The organism is Arthrobacter halodurans (genome assembly GCF_041877255.1).
In the GTDB taxonomy this organism is placed as follows: domain Bacteria; phylum Actinomycetota; class Actinomycetes; order Actinomycetales; family Micrococcaceae; genus Arthrobacter_N; species Arthrobacter_N halodurans.
On sequence record NZ_JBHDLJ010000020.1, the window covers coordinates 1 to 21,812 of the forward strand.

Here is a 21,812-nt window from a genome sequence, read left to right on the forward strand (position 1 = left end):
GGCCTCCTCCGCCCCCGACGTCAGGTGCACGGCCGCCTCGGGGGTGGCCACCCGGAAGCTGAAGGTCTCCTCCAGATAGAGGTGGACGTTGTCGGCGTCGTGGTGGCTGTACCCGATCGACAGGTCCTGTCCGGATTCGAAGAGGAAATCGCCACCGCGAAGGCTCATCACGACGGCGCCGCGGACACCGGGAGCCCAGACGATGGGCCCCTCCAGGATGCGGCGCAGGTGTTCGGAGAGCAGGTAGCCCCCGCGCTCGGTGGACTGCATGACCGCCGTGTAGTGCCCCGGGCCGAGCGCCAGACCGAACGGACCCGAGATGCCCTCCTCCAGCAACAGGTTCACCGCCCGGGCCACGCGCTGGGGGTAGTCGGAGAAGTCCTCCACGCGCGGCACCGTCGGCAGGGAGGTGGCCTGCGTGATGCCCGTGATGTGCGCCTCACGCCAGCCGTGGAACACCGCCCGGTTCTCCGCGCTGGCGATCAGGACCGCGGCGGTGTCCAGGTTCGCGAGGTCGACGTCCGCGGCCCCCCGCTCGGCGTCGAGCAGCTCGTCGCGCGAGAGCGTGAAGTGCACGCGCATCTCCGCCAGCGGCAGCACGCGGCGCCGCCTCGAGACGATCCCGTCGCCGTCCGGCCCCGCGAGCGGCTCCGCCCGCCCGAGGTTGGTGGCCGAGTAGGCCCAGCCGAACGGACCGGCGAAGTCGACCAGCTTGCGGGCGCCGAGCGTCGTCGTGAGGCGGGCGCGGGCCTCGTCGTCGAGGAGCTTCCAGCCCGCCCCGGTGATCGGGGCGAGTTCGCGGAGCAGGTGGTCGGTGGTCATGACGCGTTTCCCTTCAACGAGCCGATCCCCAGGGATCCGGAGCCCGGGGGCGGCGGGGGGCCCACCGGCGGTGCGCCGTCCCCCGCTGGCAAGTTTCCGGACGGCACGGTTCCGGACGGCGGGCCGCCGTCCGGCCCGGCGGCCTCCTCGGCCGCGCGGCCGTTGACGACGATGTCGCCTTCCTGGAACAGCGTGCCGCGCGCCGTCCGACCCCACTGCGGCTTGGCGCGGAAGAGGTATTCGAGCTCCATGCAGAAGTGCTTGAACTCCTCGCCGAGCGAGTCCTCCATGATGGCACGGGCGACCGGATCGGTCTCGAGGGATATCCGCTGCTGGTACCAGCCGATCGCCTCGGCCTCTTCCGTCAGGTTGGCGCACATCCGCGCGAAGGTCCGGGTCTCGGCCGAGAGTTCGGCCGGAGGCTCGTGGTACTGCTCGAATCCCATGGTCGCCCCTTCGGAACGCGCCGCCGGCGGCTCGCGGCCCGGCGGCGGGATGGCGTGGTCCGTGACGCCAGACTAGACCCTCGACACGGGTCTCCGCCATGCCTCTGCGCGGCACGTCGCCCGCGCCCGCCCGGTTGGATCCCCCGGATCCGCGGGACCGCGCGCGGGCCCGGTCCGCGGCTCATCCGATGAAACGGGCGGCCTGCTCCCCGGAACGGGCCCACGCGATGGCGCGCTCGTGCTGTGGCGGCAGCGCGGGCCGGTCCCCGTCCGTGAACCAGCCGACCTCGGTGTTCTCATCGTCGTTCACGCGGGCTTCCCCCGCGACGTACCGGCATTCGAACACGATGTCCAGGTACTGGGCCTGGTCCCCATTGGGGTAGGTGACCGGGTCGGTGGTGCCCACGCCCGCCAGCCGCACGACATCGGCGTCCACGGCCGTCTCCTCGCGGACTTCGCGCACGGCCGCCGCGGCGGGTTCCTCCCCCGGTTCCAGGATCCCCGCGGGAAGGGTCCACAAGCCGTTGTCGGCCCGCCGCACCAGGAGCAGGGCGCCGTCGTCGCGTGCCACGACCGCCTTGACGCCGGGCAGCCACAGCGGAGCCGTGCCGATCCTGGAGCGCAGCTCGACGATGAAATCCGGGACGGGCACGCCGCTACCCCGCGACCAGCAGGGCCGCGCCCGACCCGAGGATCATGAACGGGCCGAACGGGATGGAGGACTTCCGCGTGGCACGCCGCGCGGCAATCATCAGAACCCCAAAGACCCCGCCGAGCACGAACGTCACGAGTGTGGCGAGCAGCAGGTGTTCCCAGCTCAGGTAGCCCAGGTACATGCCGAGGATCCCGGCGAGCTTGACGTCGCCCAGGCCCATGCCGTTCGGCTGGATCAGGTGGAGGACCAGGTAGAAGGCGAAGAGCGCGACGCCGGCCAGCGTCAGGCGGAGCAGCGCCCCCCAGTCGCCGGCGGCCGCGGCGGCGGTCCCCAGCAGCAGGAACGCCGCGGGATACCAGGGGAAGACGATGCGGTTGGGCAGCAGATGGGTGCGCGCGTCGATCCACGCCAGCCGGGCGCCGTTGACGAGGAACAGGAAGAGGGCCAGGGCCAGCGGCACGACGGCCAACGGCTGGGCGGCGCGCAACTCGCCGAGGGCGTCGATCATGGCTCCACGCTACTGCACGCGCGCCGCCGCGGCGTCGCACGGTGTCTAGACTGTGTGCATGGTCCACAGGAAGCCACCGCCGGTCCCCGCGGACGACGTCGGCCCGGTGGCGGCGGCCGGCTTCCGCCGGTTGTGCAGGTCTTCGCCGTGGCGCTGGGAGACGCTCCGCTTCGACGTCGAGTGGCGTGTTCCGGCGGCCCGGCGGGGACTTGCCGCGCCGGGTTCCGCGGCCGGAGCGGAGGCCGTGCCCCGGGTGTGCGCCTGGCTGCGCCGGCCCGACGCGCTGCGGGTGGAGGATCCCGCGGGCCGTCTCCTGTTCAGCACCACGCGCATCAACGACTCGCGCGGCGCGTTCTACATCGCGTCGACCCGCAAGTCGTGGCTGTTGCCGCCGCGGCTGACCACCCCCGTGTACGACGACGACGGGCTGGTGCGCCGTCGGCCCGAGGCCGCCTACGGGGACCCCGTCTTCGCCGATCCGCGCTGGGCCGCCATGCTCGACCCCGTCGAACTCGCGGGGAACGCGCCCGTCGCCCTCGAGTTCCCGTTCTCCAACGTCGTCGAGATCCATGCGCTGGCCGACGGGGTGCACGAGGGCCGCGCCTGCGTGGAGGCGGTCGTGTCGCCCAATCAGACCTACCGGCCCGCGGCGGAGGGCTTTCCGCTGCTCGGTCCGGGGAGGTCGCGGGTGCGCATCGACCTGCAGACGGCCGTGTGTGTGTACTCCGAGGCGCTGGACGGCGCGGACCGGGGCGCCGGGCACGACCTGGGCATTCTCGGGGTCGACGAGTACATGCTCGACGACCTGTTCGTGGAGCACTCCATGCACCTCACGGACGTGCGCGACCACATCCCGTGGGTCGTCCCACCCGAGGCCCCGTAGCCGTCCATACTCTCCGACGCTCCCCGGGAAACGCGCCCTCCACGCCGCCCACGGCCCCCACAACCCGGGGAGCGTCGGAGCGCGCCCGGCTATTGGCCCGCGTCCTCCAGCATGTCGGTGACCAGCGCGGCGATGGGCGAACGCTCGGAGCGGGTCAGCGTGATGTGCCCGAAGAGCGGGTGTCCCTTCAGCGTCTCGACGACGGCGGCGATTCCGTCGTGCCGGCCGACGCGGAGGTTGTCGCGCTGGGCCACGTCGTGGGTCAGCACGACCTTGGAATTCTGCCCGATGCGGCTCATGACCGTGAGCAGGACGTTCTTCTCCAGCGACTGCGCCTCGTCCACGATCACGAAGGAATCGTGCAGCGAGCGGCCGCGGATGTGGGTTAGCGGCAGGACCTCGAGCATGCCGCGGTCCACGATCTCGTCCATCACGTTGGCGCTGATCAGGGCGCCGAGCGTATCGAAGACGGCCTGGGCCCACGGGTTCATCTTGTCCCCCTCAGAACCGGGCAGGTAGCCCAATTCCTGCCCGCCGACCGCATAGAGAGGCCGGAACACGACCACCTTCTTGTGCTCTCCGCGCTCCATCACGGCCTCGAGCCCCGCGCAGAGCGCCAGCGCCGACTTGCCGGTGCCGGCCCGGCCGCCGAGCGAGACGATGCCGACCTCCCGGTCCATCAGCAGGTCCAGCGCCAGCCGCTGTTCCGCGGAGCGGCCATGGAGCCCGAACACGTCGCGGTCCCCCTTCACCAACCGCACCAGCCCGTCGCCGCCGACGCGGCCCAGCGCCGAGCCGCGGTTGGACAGGATCACCAGTCCCGTGTTCACCGGCAGGCCGGCGGCCGCCTCGATCAGGACCGCCTCGTTCCCGTAGAGCGCGACGACGTCCTCGTCCGGCACGTCGACCTCGGACATGCCGGTCCACCCGGAGTCCTTGACCAGTTCGTTCCGGTATTCGTCGGCCTGCAGGCCCATCGCGGAGGCCTTGACCCGCATCGGGAGGTCCTTGGACACCACGGTCACATCCCGGCCCTCGTCGCTGAGGTTCTTCGCGACGGCGAGGATCCGCGAGTCGTTGTCCCCACCGCGGAAGCCGACCGGGAGCACCTCGGTGGAGATGTGGTTGAGTTCGATGCGCAGGGTTCCCCCGGCCTCGCCCAGCGGCAGGGGGCGGTCCAGGCCGCCGTGTTCGAGGCGCAAATCGTCCAGCAGACGCAGGGCCTTGCGGGCGAAGTACCCCACCTCCGGGTCGTGGCGTTTCTTCTCCAGCTCGGAGATGACGACGAGGGGCAGGATGACCTCGTGCTCGGCGAACCGCAGCACCGCCCGGGGATCGGCGATGAGCACCGAGGTGTCCAGAACGAACGACTTCTCTTCCACGCCGTTCCGGTCCGCGGCCGCCGGCGAGCCGGCGGTGGACGCCTCTGACGCGGCCGCGGCCTCGACGGACGGGGTTGCGGACGGGATGTTTGCTGCCACGATGACTCCCAACCTGGGCTTGCGCCCGAGGACTCTAGCTCTGCGGGTGAGCCGGTCCGGCCGCGAGGCCGCTACCGGCCTCCCCAGGGATCGGGATCGATCGCAACGGGTGGCCTTTCCGCCCGGACGGCCCGGTTGCCGTCCGATGACCCCAAACTAACCCCGGCGCGGCGACGGCGCCACGCCCTTCGTCCGGCGATTCGCGTTAATTCCGGATGAACGGCGCGGGTCCGGCCGGGGACCGGGGACGACGGCGGAGCGCGCCGGTCGGCGCCGGCCTCGAAAGCACTGCGCGAGCCCGGCCCGGCACCGGGCACGACGGCGGAGCCCGTCGGGCGCGCCTAGGAGCCGAACCTGCGCTGTCGGTCGGCGAAGTCACGAAGGGCGCGCAGGAAGTCGACCTTGCGGAAATCGGGCCAAAGCGCCTCGCAGAAGTAGAACTCGCTGTAGGCGCTCTGCCAGGTCAGGAACCCCGAGAGCCGCTGCTCTCCCGACGTGCGGATGACGAGGTCCGGGTCGGGCTGACCGCGGGTGTAGAGGTAGCGCGAGACGTCCTCGATGTCGAGCTCGTCGGCGATCTGCTCCGCGGACTTGCCGGCCCTGCCCTCGTCCCGGAGCAGCTCCTTGACGGCGTCGACGATCTCGCGCCGCCCGCCGTAGCCGACCGCGACGTTTACATGGAGGCCGGTCGCGTCCTTCGTGGACTCGCCCAGCGAGCAGAGCTTGTCGGAGAGGTACTCGGGCAGGAGCTCCAGCGCGCCGACGGGCTGGATCCGCAGGTTCGGCTTCTCTCCCAGCCGGTCCAGCATGTTGGCGATGATGCCCATCAGCTGCTGCAGCTCGTCGCTGGAGCGGTTCATGTTGTCGGTGGAGAGCATGTAGAGCGTCACGGTCCGGATCCCGAACTCGTCGCACCAGCCGAGGAACTCGATGATGTTGTCGGCACCGGCCTGATGTCCGTGGGCCGTCGGGGCACCGGCCAGCTTCGCCCAGCGGCGGTTCCCGTCGACCATCATCCCGATGTGGTGCGGGAGCTTTTCCGGCGGAAGGTCCTTGGCGATGACCCGGCCATAGAGCCGGTACAGCAATCCGGGCAGCCTCACCTCGCGTCCTCCGATCCTGTCCCAGCCAGCCGCACCCACCGCGGGCCGCCGCAGGACCAACGCTACCCGCTCGGGGGCCCGGCGGACGAAGACCACGCCACCGCGGCGCCGGGCTGGCCGTCTCCTCGGCGGACACCGGCATGGGCCGGCGGCCCGACGGCGCGCCGGAAGGCAAGCCGGACGAGGGGTTCGCCCTCCGTGCGGGGAGCGTGCGGGGAACCTGCGGGGGCGTGCGCGGAGCGTCGTTACCGGCCCGTAGTTTAGAATCGAACCATGGGAGCACTGCGCCGCGAGGCCGCGCCGGTCGACGACATCAAGCCGCACCTGCGGGGCTGGATACACGCCGGGATGGCGCCCCTCGCGCTGGCCGCAGGCATCGTCCTGATCGCCCTGGCGCCGGCGCCGTGGGGCAAGGCGGCGTCGGCCGTCTACGCGGTGACCGGGCTGCTCCTGTTCACGGTGTCCGCCGTTTACCACCGCGGCAATTGGTCGCCGCCGGTGAAGCGGGTTCTCAAGCGCCTCGACCACACGAACATCATGCTGGTCATCGCCGGCTCCTACACTCCGCTCGCGTGGGCGCTGCTCCCCCAGGACAAGGCCGTCTGGCTACTGTCCCTCGTGTGGACCGGGGCGATCTTCGGCGTGCTCTTCCGCCTACTGTGGACCGATGCCCCCCGGTGGTTGTATGTCCCCGTCTACATCGCCCTGGGGCTCGCGGCCATGCTCTACATCGGCGACTTCTTCGCGGCCAGCGTTCCCGCAGCGGTCCTGATCTGCGCCGGTGGCGCACTCTACATCGCGGGTGCCGTGTTCTACGCCCTGAAGCGCCCCAACATCCACCTGGAATGGTTCGGATTCCACGAGTTGTTCCACGCGTTCACGGTCGGCGCGTTCACCTGCCACTACATCGCCATCATGATCGCGGTCCTCGGCGCCCGCTAGACGATATGAGGTGTGGCGCCGGTTCGCAGGCGTAGGACTGGAACCCCGGGTTCGAAGCAGGGCGTGGATTGCCAGTCCCGCTGGTTCTTCCCGCCCGGGACGGGCGGGTATGGACTGGTAGAGCCACCTTTGGACGTCTGGAGGTTCCAGCCATGAATCAGCGTACCTATGTCCGTCCCGCGAGCGCCAGAAGGTGGGCCGTTGGGCGGCGAACCGTCGCCGGTCCACGACCGGCCTCCGGACGGCGCCGGCCTGGAGCCCGCGACGGTGAGAGCCGGCAGGGGCGACGCCGAAGTCGGCACGCCCGGATTCCGGGCCCATGCGGACTCCGTCGACTAGTCGATCAATCGACCATCATTCCGCGGGTGCGAGACGGCGCACCACCCACCGGAAGATCCCGGACGGGCCGCCGCTGCGTCGGTCTGCGGCCAGATGGAGCGGGCCCGCGCCGGGGCGGTGCCGGGCGCCTTAGGCGCCCGGACGTCCGGCGGCGCCGGCATCGCCGGCCGTGGGGGGGAAGTCGTCGTCGCCCTGGATGAGGCGCCCGCGCTCGACCAGGTCCTGCTGGCGCTGCTCCGTCTCGGCCGTGTACCGGACGCGGCGGATGCGGCGGACCATGTCGCGGATCAGGAAAATCACCACGATCACCAGCAGGGCGGTGGCCACGAAGCCCGCGAATCCCGGACCGATCGCGCGGGCCGCGTCCCCGGTGGGGACGGACGGCATCGTGCTGGAGGAGGCGGCGATCTGGTACAACAGGTTCACGGAGAGGCTCTTTCTTGCGGTTTCGCCGGCCGGCGCCGGCACCCTTCCATCCTAGGGCCCCCCGCGGCCCCGGGCCACCGACGGGCCCGGGACGCCGGGCTCAGCGCAGGCCCGCGAAGAGGTCCGACTCCGGCAGTGTGGTCTCCACCCTGGAGGTCGCCAGCGTGTAGTCCTCCCACGGCCAATGGCGGGCGTACACGTCGGTCGGCACGGCGAAGAAGAAGCCCTCCGGGTCGATCTGCGTGCGGTGGGCCAGCAGCGCGCGGTCCCGATGCCCGAAGAACTCGGCGCAGGCGATCTGCGTGGTTGTGCCATGGTGCGTGACCCAGGCGAACATCTCACCCTCCGGGTTCTCCTCCCACGCCGCCACACGCTCGGCGTACGGCGACTCCAGCCCTTCCTCGACCATGCCGTAGTGCAGGGTCCGGAAGCGGTCGGGGCTGAAGGCGCGGTCGTAGTAGAGCTTCGACGCCGCCCACGGCTCGCCCAGCCCCGGGTAGCGCTCGGGGTCGGCTGCGGCCTCGAAGGCCTCCACGGCAACGCGGTGCGCCATGATGTGGTCCGGGTGGGGGTAGCCGCCGTTCTCGTCGTAGGTCGTCACGACGTGCGGCCGGAACTCGCGGATCAGCCGCACGAGCGGCGCCGCGGCTCGTTCCAGCGGCTGCAGCGCGAAGCACCCGGACGGCAGGTCGGGCAGCGGATCACCCTCCGGGAGGCCGGAGTCCACGAATCCGATCCACCGGTGCTGGATGCCCAGCACCGCGGCGGCCTCCGCCATCTCCTCGCGGCGCAGGCCGGCCAGATCACGGTGGGCGTGCGCCAGTTCGCCGGCGGCCGCGTTCAGGATGTCGCCGCGCTCACCGCCGGTGCAACTCGCGACCATCACCTCGGCGCCGGCCGCCACGTACGCGGCCATCATCGCCGCGCCCTTGCTCGATTCGTCGTCGGGATGGGCGTGCACGGCGAGGAGCCGCAGCCCCTCCGACGGCGGTATCGGTACGATGCGCATTTCTTCCACTGGGTCTGACTCCCTCCGCTTCCGGTCCGGCGGATGCCGACCCCGGAAGGACATAGAATGAACGGGATGAGTTCCCACCATTCAGCGCCCGCCGACACGTCGGGCGAGGCGCCACGGTCAAGCGTAGTCAATCGCTACGGCACCCCCAAGCGCGCCCTCGGCAAGAGGGCCCGCATTGCCGGCGTCGCCGCGGGCCTGGTGCTGGCGATCGCCGCGTCGGCACTCGTCGCGTGGTGGAACACCGCGACCCTGACCTCGAAGGACATCGCCTTCGAGATCCTCTCCCCCACGCGCGCGACCGTCACCTTCGACGTCGAGAAGAGCGCGGGCGACGACGTCGAGTGCTCGGTCCGCGTGCTGAGCGAAAGCTACGCCGTCGTCGGGTGGAAGAGCATCGTGCTGCCGGCAGGCGAGGGAGGCGGCCGGGAGAAGATCCGTTCGACCGTGGAGCTGCGCACCGAGTCCCTCGGGGTCTCCGGCGGCGTCGGGGACTGCTGGACCCTCTGATCCCGGGCCGCGCGTCCTCGCCTCCGGCGCGCCAACGGCGTCTCCTGTTGGGGTTTCCTCTGGGAACTGGCTAAAATGGCTCTAATACGATCCACCCCGCCATCATCAGTGAAGGACCGCGGTTCATCACCTCGTCGGCGGGGTCTTTGCTTGCACAGGGATACCTGTGGGGCATTGCAGTCTGCGGCCGGGCGGATGCCCGGCCCATCACTACAAGGAGAAGTGCGTGGCCACCAACAATGAAGCCGTCGTCTGGCTGACCCAGGAGGCGTTCGACCGCCTCAAGGTAGAGCTCGAGCACCTGCAGGGACCGGGCCGAGCCGAGATCGTGGACCGCATCGAGCAGGCGCGCTCCGAGGGTGACCTGAAGGAGAACGGTGGCTACCACGCCGCCAAGGAGGAGCAGGGCAAGGCGGAGGCGCGGATCTCCTACCTCAAGGATCTGCTCCAGCGCGCGCACGTCGGGGAATCCCCCGCGGACGATGGGGTTGTCGAGCCCGGCATGCTGGTCGAGGCCCTGATCGCGGGCGACAAGACCACGTTCCTGTTCGGCAGCCGCGAGGTCGCCGGGGACTCCGATCTGGAGGTCTACAGCGAGCGCTCCCCCATCGGCGCTGCCGTGCACGGCAAGAAGGTCGGCGACACGCTGTCCTACACGGCGCCGAACGGCAAGGAAATCACGGTCGAGATCACCGGCGCGACGCCCTTCAAGGGCTAGCGTCCGCTTCACCGACCCGCGCGGGGCCGGCCACCGTCACCGGTGGCCGGCCCCGCGTCGTTTCCGTCGTGCGTCGTTCCGGCCGCGCTCGTCGCGTCGTCCCGGCGAATCCGCCTACGGGTGCACGACGACGGGTTGGAACCCCTCGGCCCGGAGGTTGTTCAGGACCTGCTCCGAGTGCAGGTGCCCCTTGGTCTCCATGTCGATCGTGATGGCGACGTCCCCCATGCTGAGGGAGCCGCCGACCCGCGTGTGGTCCACCCGGGTGACGTTAGCGTCGGACTCGGCGATGACGCGCGAGATGGTGGCGAGCTCGCCGGCGCGGTCGTCGAGCATCATGCGCACCGTCAGGTAGCGACCGGCGACGGACAGGCCCCGCTGGATGACCTTGAGCATGAGCAGCGGGTCGATGTTGCCGCCCGAGAGGATCACGGCCGTCGTCTTCGACTCGATGCCGAGCTCCGCGAGCTTGCCCTCGAGCAGCGCGGCGACGCCCACCGCGCCGGCGGGCTCGACGACCAGCTTCGAGCGCTCCAGAAGGAACACGAGCGCCCGCGCCAGGGCGTCCTCGCTCACGGTGACGACGTCGTCGACCAGCTCGCGGATGATCTGGAACGGCAGCTGTCCCGGGCGGCCCACGGCGATGCCGTCGGCGATCGTGGACACCTTCTCCAGCGGGACGAGTGCGTCGGCGGCCAGCGACGGCGGATACGCGGCCGCGTTCTCCGCCTGCACGCCGATCACCTTGATGTCCCGGCCGAGCTCGCGGGCCTTGGCCTTGATCGCGACCGCCACGCCCGCCAGCAGCCCGCCACCGCCGACGCCCATGAGCACGGTGTCGACGTCGGGCAGCTGTTCGAGCAGCTCCAGGCCGATCGTCCCCTGCCCGGCGATGATGTCCGCGTTGTCGAAGGGGTGCACGAAGACGGCGCCCGTGGCGTCGGCGTAGCGCTTGGCCTCGGCCAGCGCCTCGTCGACGTTGTGGCCGTGCAGGACGACCTCCGCGCCGTGGTCCTTGGTGGCGGTCAGCTTCGGCAGGGCGACGCCGAGCGGCATGTAGATCCGGGCCTTGATGCCAAGCCGGTCCGCGGCGACCGCGACGCCCTGCGCGTGGTTGCCGGCCGAGGCCGCGACGACGCCGCGCGCGCGCTCCTCGGCGGTGAGCCGCGCCATGCGGACGTACGCGCCGCGCACCTTGAAGGAGCCGGCCTTCTGCAGGTTCTCGCACTTGAGGTAGACGTCGGAGCCGGTCACCATGCCCAGCGCGCGGGAGTGTTCCACCGGGGTGCGCGCGATCACGCCCCGGAGCAGGTCCGCCGCCGCTTCGACGTCGGAGAGGGAGACGGGCAATGTGGTCTGGGTGTCCATGGGGGGCTTTCTCGAAGGGGGGATCACGGGTGTCGGCGGTGCGGGGCCGCTGCGGGGTGTCCCGCGGGGCCGGTCTCGCCGTCGATGTCCGCCGGTGCCGGGGCGCCGGCCGGGAGCGGCGGTGGCTGCGGCCCGGGCCCGTCCGCCGCGACGCCGGGGGTCTCCCAGCCGCGCGCGCCGATGTACCGGACCATCGTGTTCACGATCGCCATGATCGGGACCGCGAAAAGGGCGCCGGCGATGCCGGCGATCATCGTGCCCCCGGCGACGGCCAGGACGACGGCCAGCGGGTGCAGGCTCACCGCCTTGCCCATGACCAGCGGCTGCAGGATGTGCGACTCGGCCTGCTGCACCACCAACACCACGGCGAGCATGATGAGCGCATTCACCCACCCGTTGGCCACGAGGGCCAGGAGCACGGCCAACGCTCCCGTGAACAGTGCGCCGAGGATCGGGATGAAGGAACCGATGAACACCAGGACGCTCAGCGGCAACGCCAGCGGGACGCCGAGGATGAACGCCCCGAGCCCGATGCCCACGGCGTCGATGAAAGCCACGAAGAGCTGGACCCTGACGTAGTTGACCAGGCTGTTCCAGCCCATGCGTCCGGCCCCGTCGGTGGCGGCCCGCGCCCGGCGCGGCATGAGGCCGACGACGAACGTCCAGATGCGGTTGCCCTCGAGCAGGAAGAACACCAGCGCGAAGACCGCCAGCAGGGCCCCGGCGGCCGCGTGGCCGAGCGTCGACCCGGCGGACAGGGCTCCGCTGACGATCGAGGAGCTGTTGGACTGCAACTGGTCCAGCGCGTCGGCGATGTATCCGTCGAGCTCCTCGCTGGTGATCTTCAGCGGCCCGGTGGCCATCCACGACTGGACCTGCGCGATGCCGGCCAGCGCCGAGTCCCACAGGCTGGCGAAGCCCCGCGCGAGGGTGCGCCCGACGAGCGAGAGTGCGACGCTGACCACCACGATGAAGCCGACCACGGTGCCGCCCGTGGCGAGGCCGTTCGGGACGCGCCAGCGGCGCAGCGCGGCCACGATCGGCGACAGGAGCCCGGACAGCAGCGCGGCGATCATCAGCGGAATGATCAGCAGCGACACGTGCGAGAGCAGCCAAACGACGATCCCCGTGGTCACCAGGATGGCGGCGACGCGCCAGGACCAGGCGGCGGCGATGCGCACCCCGTACGGGACATCGGTGTCGGTGCCACCGCTCCCGGTGGACTTGGTCAGAGCCATGACCGGATGCCCCAGCTTCCCGTGAGCCGCTCCCCGGCCTCCAGCCAGCGCAGTCCGTCGCCGCTGTTGTAGGCGTCCGCCGGGGCGGTCATGGGTTCGACGGCGACGACGAGGGGTCGTCCGCGGTAGGTGTCGGTCACGAAAACATGCGCGTAGGGGAATGTCTCGTCCGCCCACAGCGCCAGCCGGCGGCCGTCGGGGGCCTCAAGCGTGTGGCGGTAGCGGCCGTCGTCGTCCGCGTGCAGGCCAGTCAGCGCGACATCGACGCGGACGTCGCCGACTCGCCGGCCGGAGCGGAAGTCCACGTCGCCGGAGACGGGCTCCTCGGACGTCGGGATCTTCTGGGAGTCGGCCACCAGGTGGCGGTCGGCGCGCACGGTGAGCACGAGATCCTCCACGGGCGCGTCGCCGATCCGGAGGTAGGGGTGGGCCCCGAGGGCCGCGGGGGCGCGGCCCGGCCCGTGGTTCACCACGTCCTGGGTCACCGCGAGGTGCCCGTCCCCGTCGAGCGCGTACGTGGCGGTGTGGGTCATGCGGAAAGGGAAGCCGTGCTGCGGGAAGATCTCTCCGGCCAGGGTGACCGACGCGGCCGACGCGGCCACGGGGGCGTAGCCCGTGTTCCGCAAGAGCCCGTGCGTGGCGTTGCCGCGGGCGGGCTCGGTGATGTCGAGTTGCTGGGTCCGTCCGTCCAGCGTCCACCGGCCGTCGCGAATGCGGTTCGCCCAGGGCGCCAGCAGGATCCCGGAGCCGGAGGGCGGCAGTTCGTCGGCGGAGAAGGGCTCCGCGAGATGCGTGCCGCCGCACCGGTATTCGCGCAAAGCGGCGGCCAACTCCGTGATGGTGGCCTCGGCGCCCCCGTTGCGGATGGTCCACTGGCGCCCGGTCACGGTGGTCGCGGGGTTCCCCCGCTCGTGCTCGCTCATGGACTTACGGTAGCGCCAAGACGTGCCGCGCGCGGAATACGTGACGATGGCGGCGCCCTGTGCGGGCGCCGCCATCGTCGGTTTCGGTACCGGTGGACAGCTACTGAGACATCTCGCGGATGATCGCGATGATGCGCAGGATCTCGACGTAGAGCCAGACCATGGTCACCGTCAGGCCGAAGGCCGCGGTCCACGAGTACTTCTCCGGGGCACCGTTGCGGACGCCCTGCTCGATGGACGTGAAGTCGAGCACCAGGGCGTAGGTCGCCAGGAGGACCGCCAGCGCGCCGATCGCGAGGCCGAACCAGCCGCTCCGCATCCCGAACATGCCCTCGATCGCACCGAACATCATCATGCCGAAGTTCACGAGCGAGAAGACCAGGTAGCCGATCATCGCAATCATGAACATCTTGGTCATCTTCGGCGTCGCCCGGTACTTTCCGGAGCGGTAGAGCACCAGGGTCACGGCGAAGACGCTCAGCGTCGCGGCCACGGCCTGGACGGCGATCCCCGGGTACATGCTCTCCAGCACGCCGGAGAGCCCGCCAATGAACACGCCCTCGACGGCCGCGTACAGCAGGATCAGCGCCGGCGACGGCTCCTTCTTGAAGCTGTTGACGAGCCCCAGCACCAGCCCGATGAGCACGGCCGGAAGCATCAGGCCGGGCAGCTGCCACCCGACGTACGCGCCGACGAGCAGCAGGCCGAAGGAGAACACCGTCTTGTTGATGACGTCGGCGTAGGTCATGCGGCCGGTTTCGGCCGGTCCGGCGGACCGCTGGGTGTAGAGGTCCTGCAGCTGCTGCGGGCTCATGTCGGCCTGCTGGCCTGGATAGGCCAAGGTGGTGCCGGGCCCGGCGGAGCCGGGCTGGGTCTGCGAGCGGAAGGACTTCGAATTGAAGACCGGATTTCCCCCGATTGCCATGGGTGTCTCCTCGTGTGGTTGTTGCGTCTTACCTTACTGTCCCAACGCGCGGGAGTCCCGAGATGATCCCCGCCTCGGCATTTCTCATGCAAACGTGACCATCCGCCCGCCGGTGCCCGGCGTCCGCGGCGCCCGCCGGACGGGCGCTCGGACCGCAGGCGGACCGGTCGTTTGACAAGCGCGACGGTGGCCGGACGCCCGTGCCGGGCGGCCCGTGCGTCCCCCGCGGCGCCCCAGTCGCACCGCTCTCCGCCAGCTTCAAACCCGCGCCACCCCGGGCTCCGTCCCAACTCAGCCGCGGGTCGTTACCGGATTGCGACCTGTTCTGAAACCGTTCCTTGACAGGAGCGAAACAACTGGGCGCTACGATGACCTTGACAAGTGATTCAGCTCACAGCGGCCGACTCCACATCATTTCATCCCCGCCCCGGCGGGACTGCCCCACACCGGAGGTTCACAACGTGATCCAAGCCCGACGCCTGCCCCGCTGGGGATTCCTCGGCGCACTGATGCTGGCGCTGCTGGCAGCGATGTTCGCAGTAGCACCCGCGGCGAGCGCCGTCCCCCAAGGGGGGCCCCCGGCGGCCGTCGCGGCGCAGGGCTCCACCCAGGATCTCGCCATCCGGGGCACGCTGCGCGACGGCCAGGAGCCGCTCGTGGGGGTGCGCATCACCGCCACCGGCAACGGCTTCACGGGCGAGGCCACCACCGACGAGGACGGCCGCTGGGAAATCATCGTCCCGTCCAAGTCCACGTACCAGGTGGAGCTGGATGTGGCCACGCTCCCGGCCGACGCCCAGCTGACGGAGGGCCAGGAGAATCCGCGCACCGTGACGTTCGGCACGAGCTCCAACGCCGGCGTCATCTTCAAGATCGGCGAGGCCGTCGAGGCCGCGGAGGTCAGCTTCCTGGACACGCTCGCCGAGCGCGCCCTGGCCGGGCTGAGCTTCGGCCTGCTGCTGGCGCTGGCCGCCGTCGGACTGTCGCTGATCTTCGGCACCACGGGCCTCACCAACTTCGCGCACGGCGAGATGGTCACCCTCGGGGCCGTGGCGGCCTTCGGGCTCAGCGCCACCGGCATGCCGGTCTGGTCGGCCATGATCCTCGCGGTGATCGTCGGCGGGGCCTTCGGCTACGTCCAGGACTGGGGGTTGTGGCGCCCCCTGCGGAGGCGCGGCTCCGCGCTGGTCCCGATGATGATCGTCTCGATCGGCCTCGCCCTGGCGGTGCGGTACACCATCCAGTTCTTCTTCGGCGGCTCCACCCGCCAGCTGCCCGGCGCGCAGAGCGAGGTGATCGAGTTCGGCACGGTGGGCATCACCCGGAACAACCTGATCTCGCTCATCATCTCGCTGGTGGTCATCGTCGTCATCGGCTTCCTGCTGCTGAAGACGCGGCTGGGCAAGGCGACGCGCGCCGTCTCGGACAACCCGGCCCTGGCCTCGGCCTCGGGCATCGACGTGGACGGCGTGATCCGCATGGTCTGGGTCGTCGGCGGCATGCTCGCGGCGCTCGGTGGGATCCTCTGGGCGTACTACCGGCCCGGCGTCTCCTTCAACATGGGTCAGCAGATCCTGCTGCTCATCTTCGCGGGCGTCACCCTCGGCGGCCTCGGCACCGTGTTCGGGGCGCTCATCGGCTCCGTGCTCGTCGGCCTCATGGTGGAGATCTCCACCATCTGGCTCGAAGCCGACCTCAAGTACGTCGGAGCGCTCTTCGTCATGATCGCCGTCCTTCTCTTCCGGCCGCAGGGCATCCTGGGCCGCAAAGAGCGCGTGGGTTAGGAGACTCCATGGACTTCGCAACAATCCTCGGCAACGCCCTCGGTGAGGCCGTCTCCCCGCAGACCGCCGCCTACGCCCTCGGGGCGCTCGGGCTGGCCGTGCACTTCGGCTACGGCGGGCTGCTCAACTTCGGCCAGGCGGGCTTCATGGCCGTCGGCGCCTACGGCTTCGCCATCTCCACGCTCACCTTCGATGCGCCCCTGGCCGTGGCCGTGCTCGTCGCGCTGGTGTCCTCGGTGCTCTTCGCCCTGGTGCTCGGCATCCCCACCCTGCGACTCCGGGCGGACTACCTGGCCATCGTGACCATCGCGGCGGCCGAGATCGTCCGCTACGTGGTGACGACCAACAGCCTGACCTCGGTCACGGGATCGGCGAACGGCCTGGCCTCGTTCGAGCGCACCTTCTACGCGTTCAATCCGTTCCCGCCAGGCTCATACAACCTGGGCCCGCTGCGCTTCAACGACCGCTCCCTGTGGGTCACGCTGGTCGCCTGGGGCATCGTGCTCCTGTGCGCGCTGATCGTCCTGCTCCTGATGCGCAGCCCCTGGGGCCGCGTGCTCAAGGGCATCCGCGAAGACGAGGACGCGGTCCGCTCGTTGGGCAAGAACGTGTTCCTCTACAAGATGCAGGCGCTGATCATCGGCGGCATCTTCGGATCCCTGGCGGGCATCATCTTCACGCTGCCCACCGGGGCCGTCCAGCCCGCCAACTACGGCACCGAGCTGACGTTCTTCCTCTGGACCGCGCTGCTGATCGGCGGCATGGCCACCGTCTTCGGGTCCATCGTGGGGTCGATGATCTTCTGGGTCGTGCTCTCCCTGACGCAGGGCATCCTGCTGGGACTGATCCAGGCCGACGTCATCACCTTCCTCACGGCGGCGCAGGCCGGCCAGCTGCGCTACATCCTGGTGGGCGTCGCGCTGATGTCGCTGATGATCTTCCGTCCGCAGGGCATCCTCGGCAACAAGAAGGAGCTGGCATTCGCATGAGCCACGCACAATCACCCGTTGGTCCGACGGCGGGCGGCACCGCTGCCGCCGACGCCGCGGGCGCCGCGGCGTCGACCCCGGCCGGAACCGACTACATGACGGACTCGAGCCCCATCGCGGCCGAGCCCGCCGGACCCGGATGCCGCAAGCGGGACCCCATCGTCGTCGCGCGGCACGTGACGCGCAGCTTCGGCGCCCTGAAGGCCGTGGACGTCGAGTACCTGGAGATCCCGCGGCACAAGATCACCGCGCTGATCGGCCCGAACGGCGCCGGAAAGACGACGCTCTTCAACCTGCTGACCGGGTTCGACACGCCCAACAGCGGCGACTGGGAGTTCGACGGCAAGAAGCTGGCCGGCGTCGCCCCGCACAAGGTGGCCCGCATGGGCATGGTCCGGACCTTCCAGCTGACCAAGGTCATGGGCAAGCTGTCCGTGATCGAGAACATGCGCCTGGGCGCCAACGCGCAACCCGGCGAGAGCCTGCTCAGGGCGCTGTTCGGGGGGCTGTGGAGGTCGCGCGAGAACGAGATCACGGCCACCGCCGACGCCCTGCTGGCGAAGTTCAAGCTGGACGCCAAGCGGGAGGACTACGCCGCGTCGCTGTCGGGCGGCCAGCGGAAGCTGCTCGAGATGGCGCGCTCCCTGATGACCAACCCGCGGCTGGTCATGCTCGACGAACCCATGGCCGGCGTGAACCCGGCGCTGACCCAGTCGTTGCTGGACCACATCAAGAACCTCAAGGCCGAGGGCATGACGGTCCTGTTCGTGGAGCACGACATGCACGTGGTCCGCCACATCGCCGACTGGGTGGTGGTCATGGCCGAGGGCAAGGTCGTCGCCGAGGGGCCGCCCGCGGTCGTGATGAAGGACCAGGCCGTCATCGACGCCTACCTTGGTGCGCACCACGACGTCGACCTCGGATCCGAGGAGGGGGTGGAGGCCCTGGAGGAGGAGCTGGCGAAGGACGAGGAGTCCGTCGTGGGCACCGAGGACGCCGGCATCCTCGCCCACGTCCCCGCGGCGACGGACCGTCCCGCCGCAGACGATGCCGTGCCGGGCACTGCCCCGGAGGTCGCGCCGGGCACGCCGCCCGCACCCGGCCACGACACCGATGGACAGTCCAAGGAGGACAAGTCATGACCAAGCACGAAACAGCCACGGACGCGTCCCGCGCGCAGGACGCCGAGGCCGTCGTCACGGTCACCGACCTGGTGGCCGGCTACCTCCCGGGGGTGAACATCCTCAACGGCTGCAGCATCGAGGCCCGCAAGGGCGAGCTGATCGGCATCATCGGTCCCAACGGGGCCGGCAAGTCGACCCTGCTGAAGGCGATGTTCGGCTTGGTCAAGGTGCACTCCGGCTCCGTCGTCGTCCGGGGCAAGGACCTGACGGGGCTCAAGGCCAACAAGCTGGTGGCCCGCGGCGTGGGCTTCGTCCCGCAGACGAACAACGTCTTCCCGTCGCTCACCATCGAGGAAAACCTCCAGATGGGCATGTACCAGCGTCCCAAGGACTTCGCGAAGCGCTTCGACTTCGTCGCCTCGCTGTTCCCCGAGCTGGGGAAGCGTCGCCAGCAGCGCGCCGGATCGCTCTCGGGCGGCGAGCGGCAGATGGTCGCGATGGGTCGGGCCCTGATGATGGACCCGGCCGTGCTGCTGTTGGACGAGCCGTCGGCGGGCCTGTCCCCCGTCAAGCAGGACGAGACCTTCCTGCGCGTGCACGAGATCAACCGGGCGGGCGTCAGCGTCATCATGGTCGAGCAGAACGCCCGACGCTGCCTGCAGATCTGCGACCGCGCCTACGTCCTGGACCAGGGCAAGGACGCGTACACCGGCACGGGCCGGGACCTGATGAAGGACCCGAATGTCATCAAGCTGTACCTCGGCGACCTCGCCGACAAGGTCGCCGAGGCCGACAACTAGCGAAACCCCGCCGAGATCGTCGGCATCCGCAGGGCTCCGGGCAACCGGGGCCCTGCTTCCTTGTGTGCCCCCGGCCATCGCGGCGACGCGCAAGCGCGGCCGTCGCGGCCCGCCGCCCGGAGCACCGCTGGTCCGCGACGACCGATCGCGGCCCTCCCGCGCCGGCGGGCCTCCGGAGGGCACGCCTGGACGTTGCGTGCGCGGCATACGTCCGCGGCCACTGCACGGTCACCGCTGCTCGCCAACCCCGCGACTTCCCTGACGGGCCGCGCGGTCCGGGGCGCGGCATCCCGGCGCCCCGGATTCCGCGCAGTCCCCGCAGCCCCCAGGCGTCTCCGTCGGGCCGCAATCCGAGTGACGCCCCGGGGTTCCGTGCGTCGTCCTACACCTTCCTCCCGGCCCCGTGGCAACCCACCCGCGGCCCACTGGCGGACCCGCCGGAAGGACCGCGCGGCACACGCAAAGGACCCGCCGCTATCCCCCAGCGGCGGGTCCTTCGAAGGGTGCGAGTGTGAGGTGCGGCGCCTAGACGGCTCCGGCCTCCTCCATCTCCGGCTGCGGGATGTTGTCGCCGTCGTACTTGTAGATGCCCATGATGCCCTCGGACACGTCGCCCTTCTCGGAGAAGCTGATCGGTCCAGAGATGCCGTCGTAGTCGATGTCGGTTCCGGCGTCGAGGAGGGTCTTGCAGGAGGCGAAGTCAGTGCACTTCTCGCCGTCCTTGGAGACTTCCTCGAGCTTCGCGGCGATCGCCTTGCCGTCGGTCGAGCCGGCGGCCACCGCGGCCAGGGCCACGAGGTTGGTGGCGTCGTACGACTCCCCGGCGTAGTTCCAGACCTCGAGCGAATCGTCGATCTCGGCCAGGCGCTCCTTGAAGTCGTCCTTGGCGAAGGAGCCCGGCTGGGTGCCGTAGGCGCCCTCGAGCGTTCCGGGGTCGAAGTCCTTGCTGTAGTCGGAGAGGTTGCCGTCGACGAAGTACATCTGGTCCGGCGTGATGCCCTTCTGCACCAGTAGCGGCACGATCTGCTTGGACTGGTCGAAGGAGATGATCGCGATCGCGTCCGGCTTCGCCGCGACGACCTCGTCGACCTGGGCCGAGAACTGCGAGTCGCCCTCGTTGAACATGGGCTCGGCAACGACGGTGCCGCCGGCCTCCTCGACGGCGCCCTTGATGTTGGTCGCCAGGCCGGTGCCGTAGGCGTCGTTCAGGACGATCATGCCGATGTTCTGGGCTCCCTGGCTGACCATGAAGTTGCCCAGGATCTTGCCCTGCATGACGTCGGAGGGTGCCGTGCGCCAGAAGAGTCCGTCGTCGTCCCAGTCGGTGAAGTCGGGCGACGTGTTCGCCGGCGAGAACTGGATGACGCCGGCACCGGTGATCTGGTTGATGACGGTCTTCGAGACGCCCGAGGAGGCGGCGCCGATGACGGCGGAGACGCCTTGGCCCAGCATGTCGGTGGTCGACTGCGTCGCGATGTTCGTGGTGGTGTCGCCCGAATCGCGGTGGATGACCTCCACGTCCTTGCCGTTCACGCCGCCGGCGTCGTTGATCTCCTGGATGGCGAGGTCGACGCCCGCGATCTCCGGCGGGCCAAGGAAGGCAAGCGCGCCGGTCGTGGGAAGCAGCGAGCCGATCTTGAGCGCGGCATCGGAGCTACCGGAGGCCTCGGGGGTCTCGGACCCGCCGCCGCAGGCGGTCGCCATCAGGGCGATCGCGGCACCGGCTGCCAGGAACTTTGCGCCGCGGACGAAGCGGGCATCGGTTGATGCAGTCATAAATGTTTTCTCCTCGATCAAGGGTCCACTCGGACCCTGTGATGCGCATCTCAGGGGTTCCTGATTACAGACGAAAGTAGTCGAGAAAACCGAGCGGCATAAGGCTTTTTTGTTACATCCTTGTAACGTCGTGACATTCGCTTCAGAAATGCGATTTCCGCTCGGTCGGCAGACGCCCGCGCGGGCCTGGCGTAGGCTCGTGACATGGCGAGATACCTCGACGTTCACCCCGACAACCCACAGGCCCGGCTGATCAACCAGGCGGTTGACATCGTGCGGTCCGGGGGCCTGATCGCGTACCCCACCGACTCCTGCTATGCGCTCGGTGCGCAGCTGGGCAGCAAGGAGGCGCTGGAGCGGATCCGCGCCATCCGGCACCTGGACGACAAGCACCACTTCACGCTGGTCTGCAAGGACTTCGCACAGCTGGGCCAGTTCGTCGAGATCAACAACACCGTCTTCCGCAGCATCAAGGCCGTCACCCCCGGCAGCTACACGTTCATCCTGCCCGCCACCAAGGAGGTGCCGCGCCGGCTGCTCCACCCCAAGAAGAAGACGGTCGGGGTGCGCATCCCGGACCACGTCGTGGTGCAGGCCCTGCTGGCGGAACTGGGCGAGCCCCTGTTGTCCAGCACGCTCCTGCTGCCGGACGAGGAAGAGCCGCTGACACAGGGCTGGGAAATCAAGGAACGGCTCGACCACGTGGTGGACGCGGTCATCGACTCCGGCGACTGCGGTGCCGAGCCGACCACCGTCGTCGACTTCTCCAGCGGCGTGGCCGAGATCGTGCGGCGCGGCATGGGCGACCCCTCGCGCTTCGAGTAGCCGGATGGCCGCTGCCGGGTGAAACGACGACGATCCGCGGCGCACCGGTGTGCCGCGGCACGGCGCGCGTCCTCCGGTGGTAGATTTCCCGCATCGGCTGACTTGGGGGAAGCGGACTTGGGGAGATGACATGCTTGAAGAAGAGCTGCCAACCGCGGCGGCAAACCATCGGATGGGCGTTTCGGGCGCCGGTGCGCCGGACAGAGCCACCG

22 protein-coding genes are annotated in these 21,812 nt (G+C 70.0%); 9 read left to right on the forward strand and 13 right to left on the reverse strand.

Going from position 1 to position 21,812, the window contains the following annotated elements; genetic code table 11:
* The 4 genes from ACETWP_RS16655 to ACETWP_RS16670 form a co-directional block, all read right to left on the reverse strand.
* Positions 1 to 822, reverse strand: an 822-nt coding sequence (locus ACETWP_RS16655) for a family 1 encapsulin nanocompartment shell protein (protein WP_373973399.1), incomplete at its 3' end; no start/stop codon positions are given.
* Complete coding sequence (locus ACETWP_RS16660) at positions 819 to 1,268, reverse strand: ferritin family protein (protein ID WP_373973400.1); 450 nt, start codon at positions 1,266 to 1,268, stop codon at positions 819 to 821. The genes ACETWP_RS16660 and ACETWP_RS16655, both read right to left, overlap by 4 nt.
* A 181-nt stretch (positions 1,269 to 1,449) precedes the next feature.
* Positions 1,450 to 1,920 carry an NUDIX hydrolase gene (locus ACETWP_RS16665; RefSeq protein ID WP_373973401.1) on the reverse strand — a complete coding sequence of 157 codons (471 nt, stop codon included), beginning with the start codon at positions 1,918 to 1,920 and terminating at the stop codon, positions 1,450 to 1,452.
* 4 nt (positions 1,921 to 1,924) lie between these two features.
* Positions 1,925 to 2,431, reverse strand: a complete 507-nt coding sequence (locus ACETWP_RS16670; protein ID WP_373973402.1) for a prepilin peptidase — start codon at positions 2,429 to 2,431, stop codon at positions 1,925 to 1,927.
* Between the two features lie 58 nt (positions 2,432 to 2,489).
* Between ACETWP_RS16670 and ACETWP_RS16675 the strand changes: the two genes are divergently transcribed.
* Complete coding sequence (locus tag ACETWP_RS16675; protein ID WP_373973403.1) at positions 2,490 to 3,314, forward strand: hypothetical protein; 825 nt, start codon at positions 2,490 to 2,492, stop codon at positions 3,312 to 3,314.
* An 89-nt stretch (positions 3,315 to 3,403) separates the two neighbouring features.
* On the opposite strand, the gene phoH2 is transcribed toward ACETWP_RS16675, so the two are convergent.
* Both phoH2 and ACETWP_RS16685 read right to left on the reverse strand, forming a co-directional pair.
* Positions 3,404 to 4,696, reverse strand: coding sequence for an RNA 5'-3' helicase PhoH2 (gene phoH2 / locus ACETWP_RS16680; protein ID WP_373973468.1), 1,293 nt, complete (start codon positions 4,694 to 4,696; stop codon positions 3,404 to 3,406).
* 440 nt (positions 4,697 to 5,136) lie between these two features.
* Complete coding sequence (locus ACETWP_RS16685) at positions 5,137 to 5,898, reverse strand: isoprenyl transferase (protein ID WP_373973404.1); 762 nt, start codon at positions 5,896 to 5,898, stop codon at positions 5,137 to 5,139.
* Positions 5,899 to 6,171: 273 nt separating this feature from the next.
* On the opposite strand from ACETWP_RS16685, the gene trhA reads away from it, so the two are divergent.
* Positions 6,172 to 6,840, forward strand: a complete 669-nt coding sequence (gene trhA / locus ACETWP_RS16690) for a PAQR family membrane homeostasis protein TrhA (RefSeq protein ID WP_373973405.1) — start codon at positions 6,172 to 6,174, stop codon at positions 6,838 to 6,840.
* A gap of 468 nt (positions 6,841 to 7,308) precedes the next feature.
* Here trhA and ACETWP_RS16695 read toward each other — a convergent pair whose 3' ends face one another.
* The gene (locus ACETWP_RS16695; RefSeq protein WP_373973406.1) at positions 7,309 to 7,605 is read right to left on the reverse strand and encodes a hypothetical protein; all 297 of its coding nucleotides are present in this window, start codon (positions 7,603 to 7,605) and stop codon (positions 7,309 to 7,311) included.
* A gap of 100 nt (positions 7,606 to 7,705) precedes the next feature.
* On the reverse strand, positions 7,706 to 8,614 hold the full coding sequence (mca, locus tag ACETWP_RS16700; protein WP_373973407.1) for a mycothiol conjugate amidase Mca: 909 nt from the start codon (positions 8,612 to 8,614) through the stop codon (positions 7,706 to 7,708).
* Between the two features lie 75 nt (positions 8,615 to 8,689).
* Here mca and ACETWP_RS16705 point away from each other — a divergent pair, with 75 nt between their 5' ends.
* Complete coding sequence (locus tag ACETWP_RS16705; protein ID WP_373973408.1) at positions 8,690 to 9,130, forward strand: DUF4307 domain-containing protein; 441 nt, start codon at positions 8,690 to 8,692, stop codon at positions 9,128 to 9,130.
* A 226-nt stretch (positions 9,131 to 9,356) separates the two neighbouring features.
* On the forward strand, positions 9,357 to 9,848 hold the full coding sequence (greA, locus tag ACETWP_RS16710; protein WP_373973409.1) for a transcription elongation factor GreA: 492 nt from the start codon (positions 9,357 to 9,359) through the stop codon (positions 9,846 to 9,848).
* A gap of 114 nt (positions 9,849 to 9,962) precedes the next feature.
* Here the strand turns inward: greA and ilvA are convergent, their stop codons facing one another.
* The 4 genes from ilvA to ACETWP_RS16730 form a co-directional block, all read right to left on the reverse strand.
* Positions 9,963 to 11,216: a threonine ammonia-lyase gene (ilvA, locus tag ACETWP_RS16715; protein WP_373973410.1), complete on the reverse strand. Its 1,254-nt coding sequence runs from the start codon at positions 11,214 to 11,216 to the stop codon at positions 9,963 to 9,965.
* Between the two features lie 23 nt (positions 11,217 to 11,239).
* Complete coding sequence (locus tag ACETWP_RS16720) at positions 11,240 to 12,454, reverse strand: AI-2E family transporter (protein ID WP_373973411.1); 1,215 nt, start codon at positions 12,452 to 12,454, stop codon at positions 11,240 to 11,242.
* On the reverse strand, positions 12,445 to 13,377 hold the full coding sequence (locus tag ACETWP_RS16725) for an aldose 1-epimerase family protein (protein WP_373973412.1): 933 nt from the start codon (positions 13,375 to 13,377) through the stop codon (positions 12,445 to 12,447). The genes ACETWP_RS16720 and ACETWP_RS16725 overlap by 10 nt, the downstream gene beginning before the upstream one ends.
* A 100-nt stretch (positions 13,378 to 13,477) precedes the next feature.
* Positions 13,478 to 14,302 carry a Bax inhibitor-1/YccA family protein gene (locus ACETWP_RS16730; RefSeq protein WP_373973414.1) on the reverse strand — a complete coding sequence of 275 codons (825 nt, stop codon included), beginning with the start codon at positions 14,300 to 14,302 and terminating at the stop codon, positions 13,478 to 13,480.
* A gap of 509 nt (positions 14,303 to 14,811) precedes the next feature.
* On the opposite strand from ACETWP_RS16730, the gene ACETWP_RS16735 reads away from it, so the two are divergent.
* From ACETWP_RS16735 to ACETWP_RS16750, 4 genes are all read left to right on the forward strand, one after another.
* On the forward strand, positions 14,812 to 16,086 hold the full coding sequence (locus ACETWP_RS16735; RefSeq protein ID WP_373973469.1) for a branched-chain amino acid ABC transporter permease: 1,275 nt from the start codon (positions 14,812 to 14,814) through the stop codon (positions 16,084 to 16,086).
* An 8-nt stretch (positions 16,087 to 16,094) separates the two neighbouring features.
* Positions 16,095 to 17,075 carry a branched-chain amino acid ABC transporter permease gene (locus ACETWP_RS16740; protein ID WP_373973415.1) on the forward strand — a complete coding sequence of 327 codons (981 nt, stop codon included), beginning with the start codon at positions 16,095 to 16,097 and terminating at the stop codon, positions 17,073 to 17,075.
* Between the two features lie 95 nt (positions 17,076 to 17,170).
* On the forward strand, positions 17,171 to 18,217 hold the full coding sequence (locus ACETWP_RS16745; protein WP_373973470.1) for an ABC transporter ATP-binding protein: 1,047 nt from the start codon (positions 17,171 to 17,173) through the stop codon (positions 18,215 to 18,217).
* Entirely contained in the window at positions 18,214 to 18,999 is a 786-nt protein-coding gene (locus ACETWP_RS16750; protein ID WP_373973416.1) for an ABC transporter ATP-binding protein, read from the forward strand. The genes ACETWP_RS16745 and ACETWP_RS16750 overlap by 4 nt, the downstream gene beginning before the upstream one ends.
* A gap of 525 nt (positions 19,000 to 19,524) precedes the next feature.
* On the opposite strand, the gene ACETWP_RS16755 is transcribed toward ACETWP_RS16750, so the two are convergent.
* A complete protein-coding gene (locus ACETWP_RS16755) occupies positions 19,525 to 20,775 on the reverse strand; it encodes an ABC transporter substrate-binding protein (protein WP_373973417.1) in 1,251 nt (416 codons plus the stop codon).
* 204 nt (positions 20,776 to 20,979) lie between these two features.
* Here ACETWP_RS16755 and ACETWP_RS16760 point away from each other — a divergent pair, with 204 nt between their 5' ends.
* On the forward strand, positions 20,980 to 21,600 hold the full coding sequence (locus tag ACETWP_RS16760; RefSeq protein ID WP_373973418.1) for an L-threonylcarbamoyladenylate synthase: 621 nt from the start codon (positions 20,980 to 20,982) through the stop codon (positions 21,598 to 21,600).
* The last annotated feature ends 212 nt before the right edge of the window (positions 21,601 to 21,812 follow it).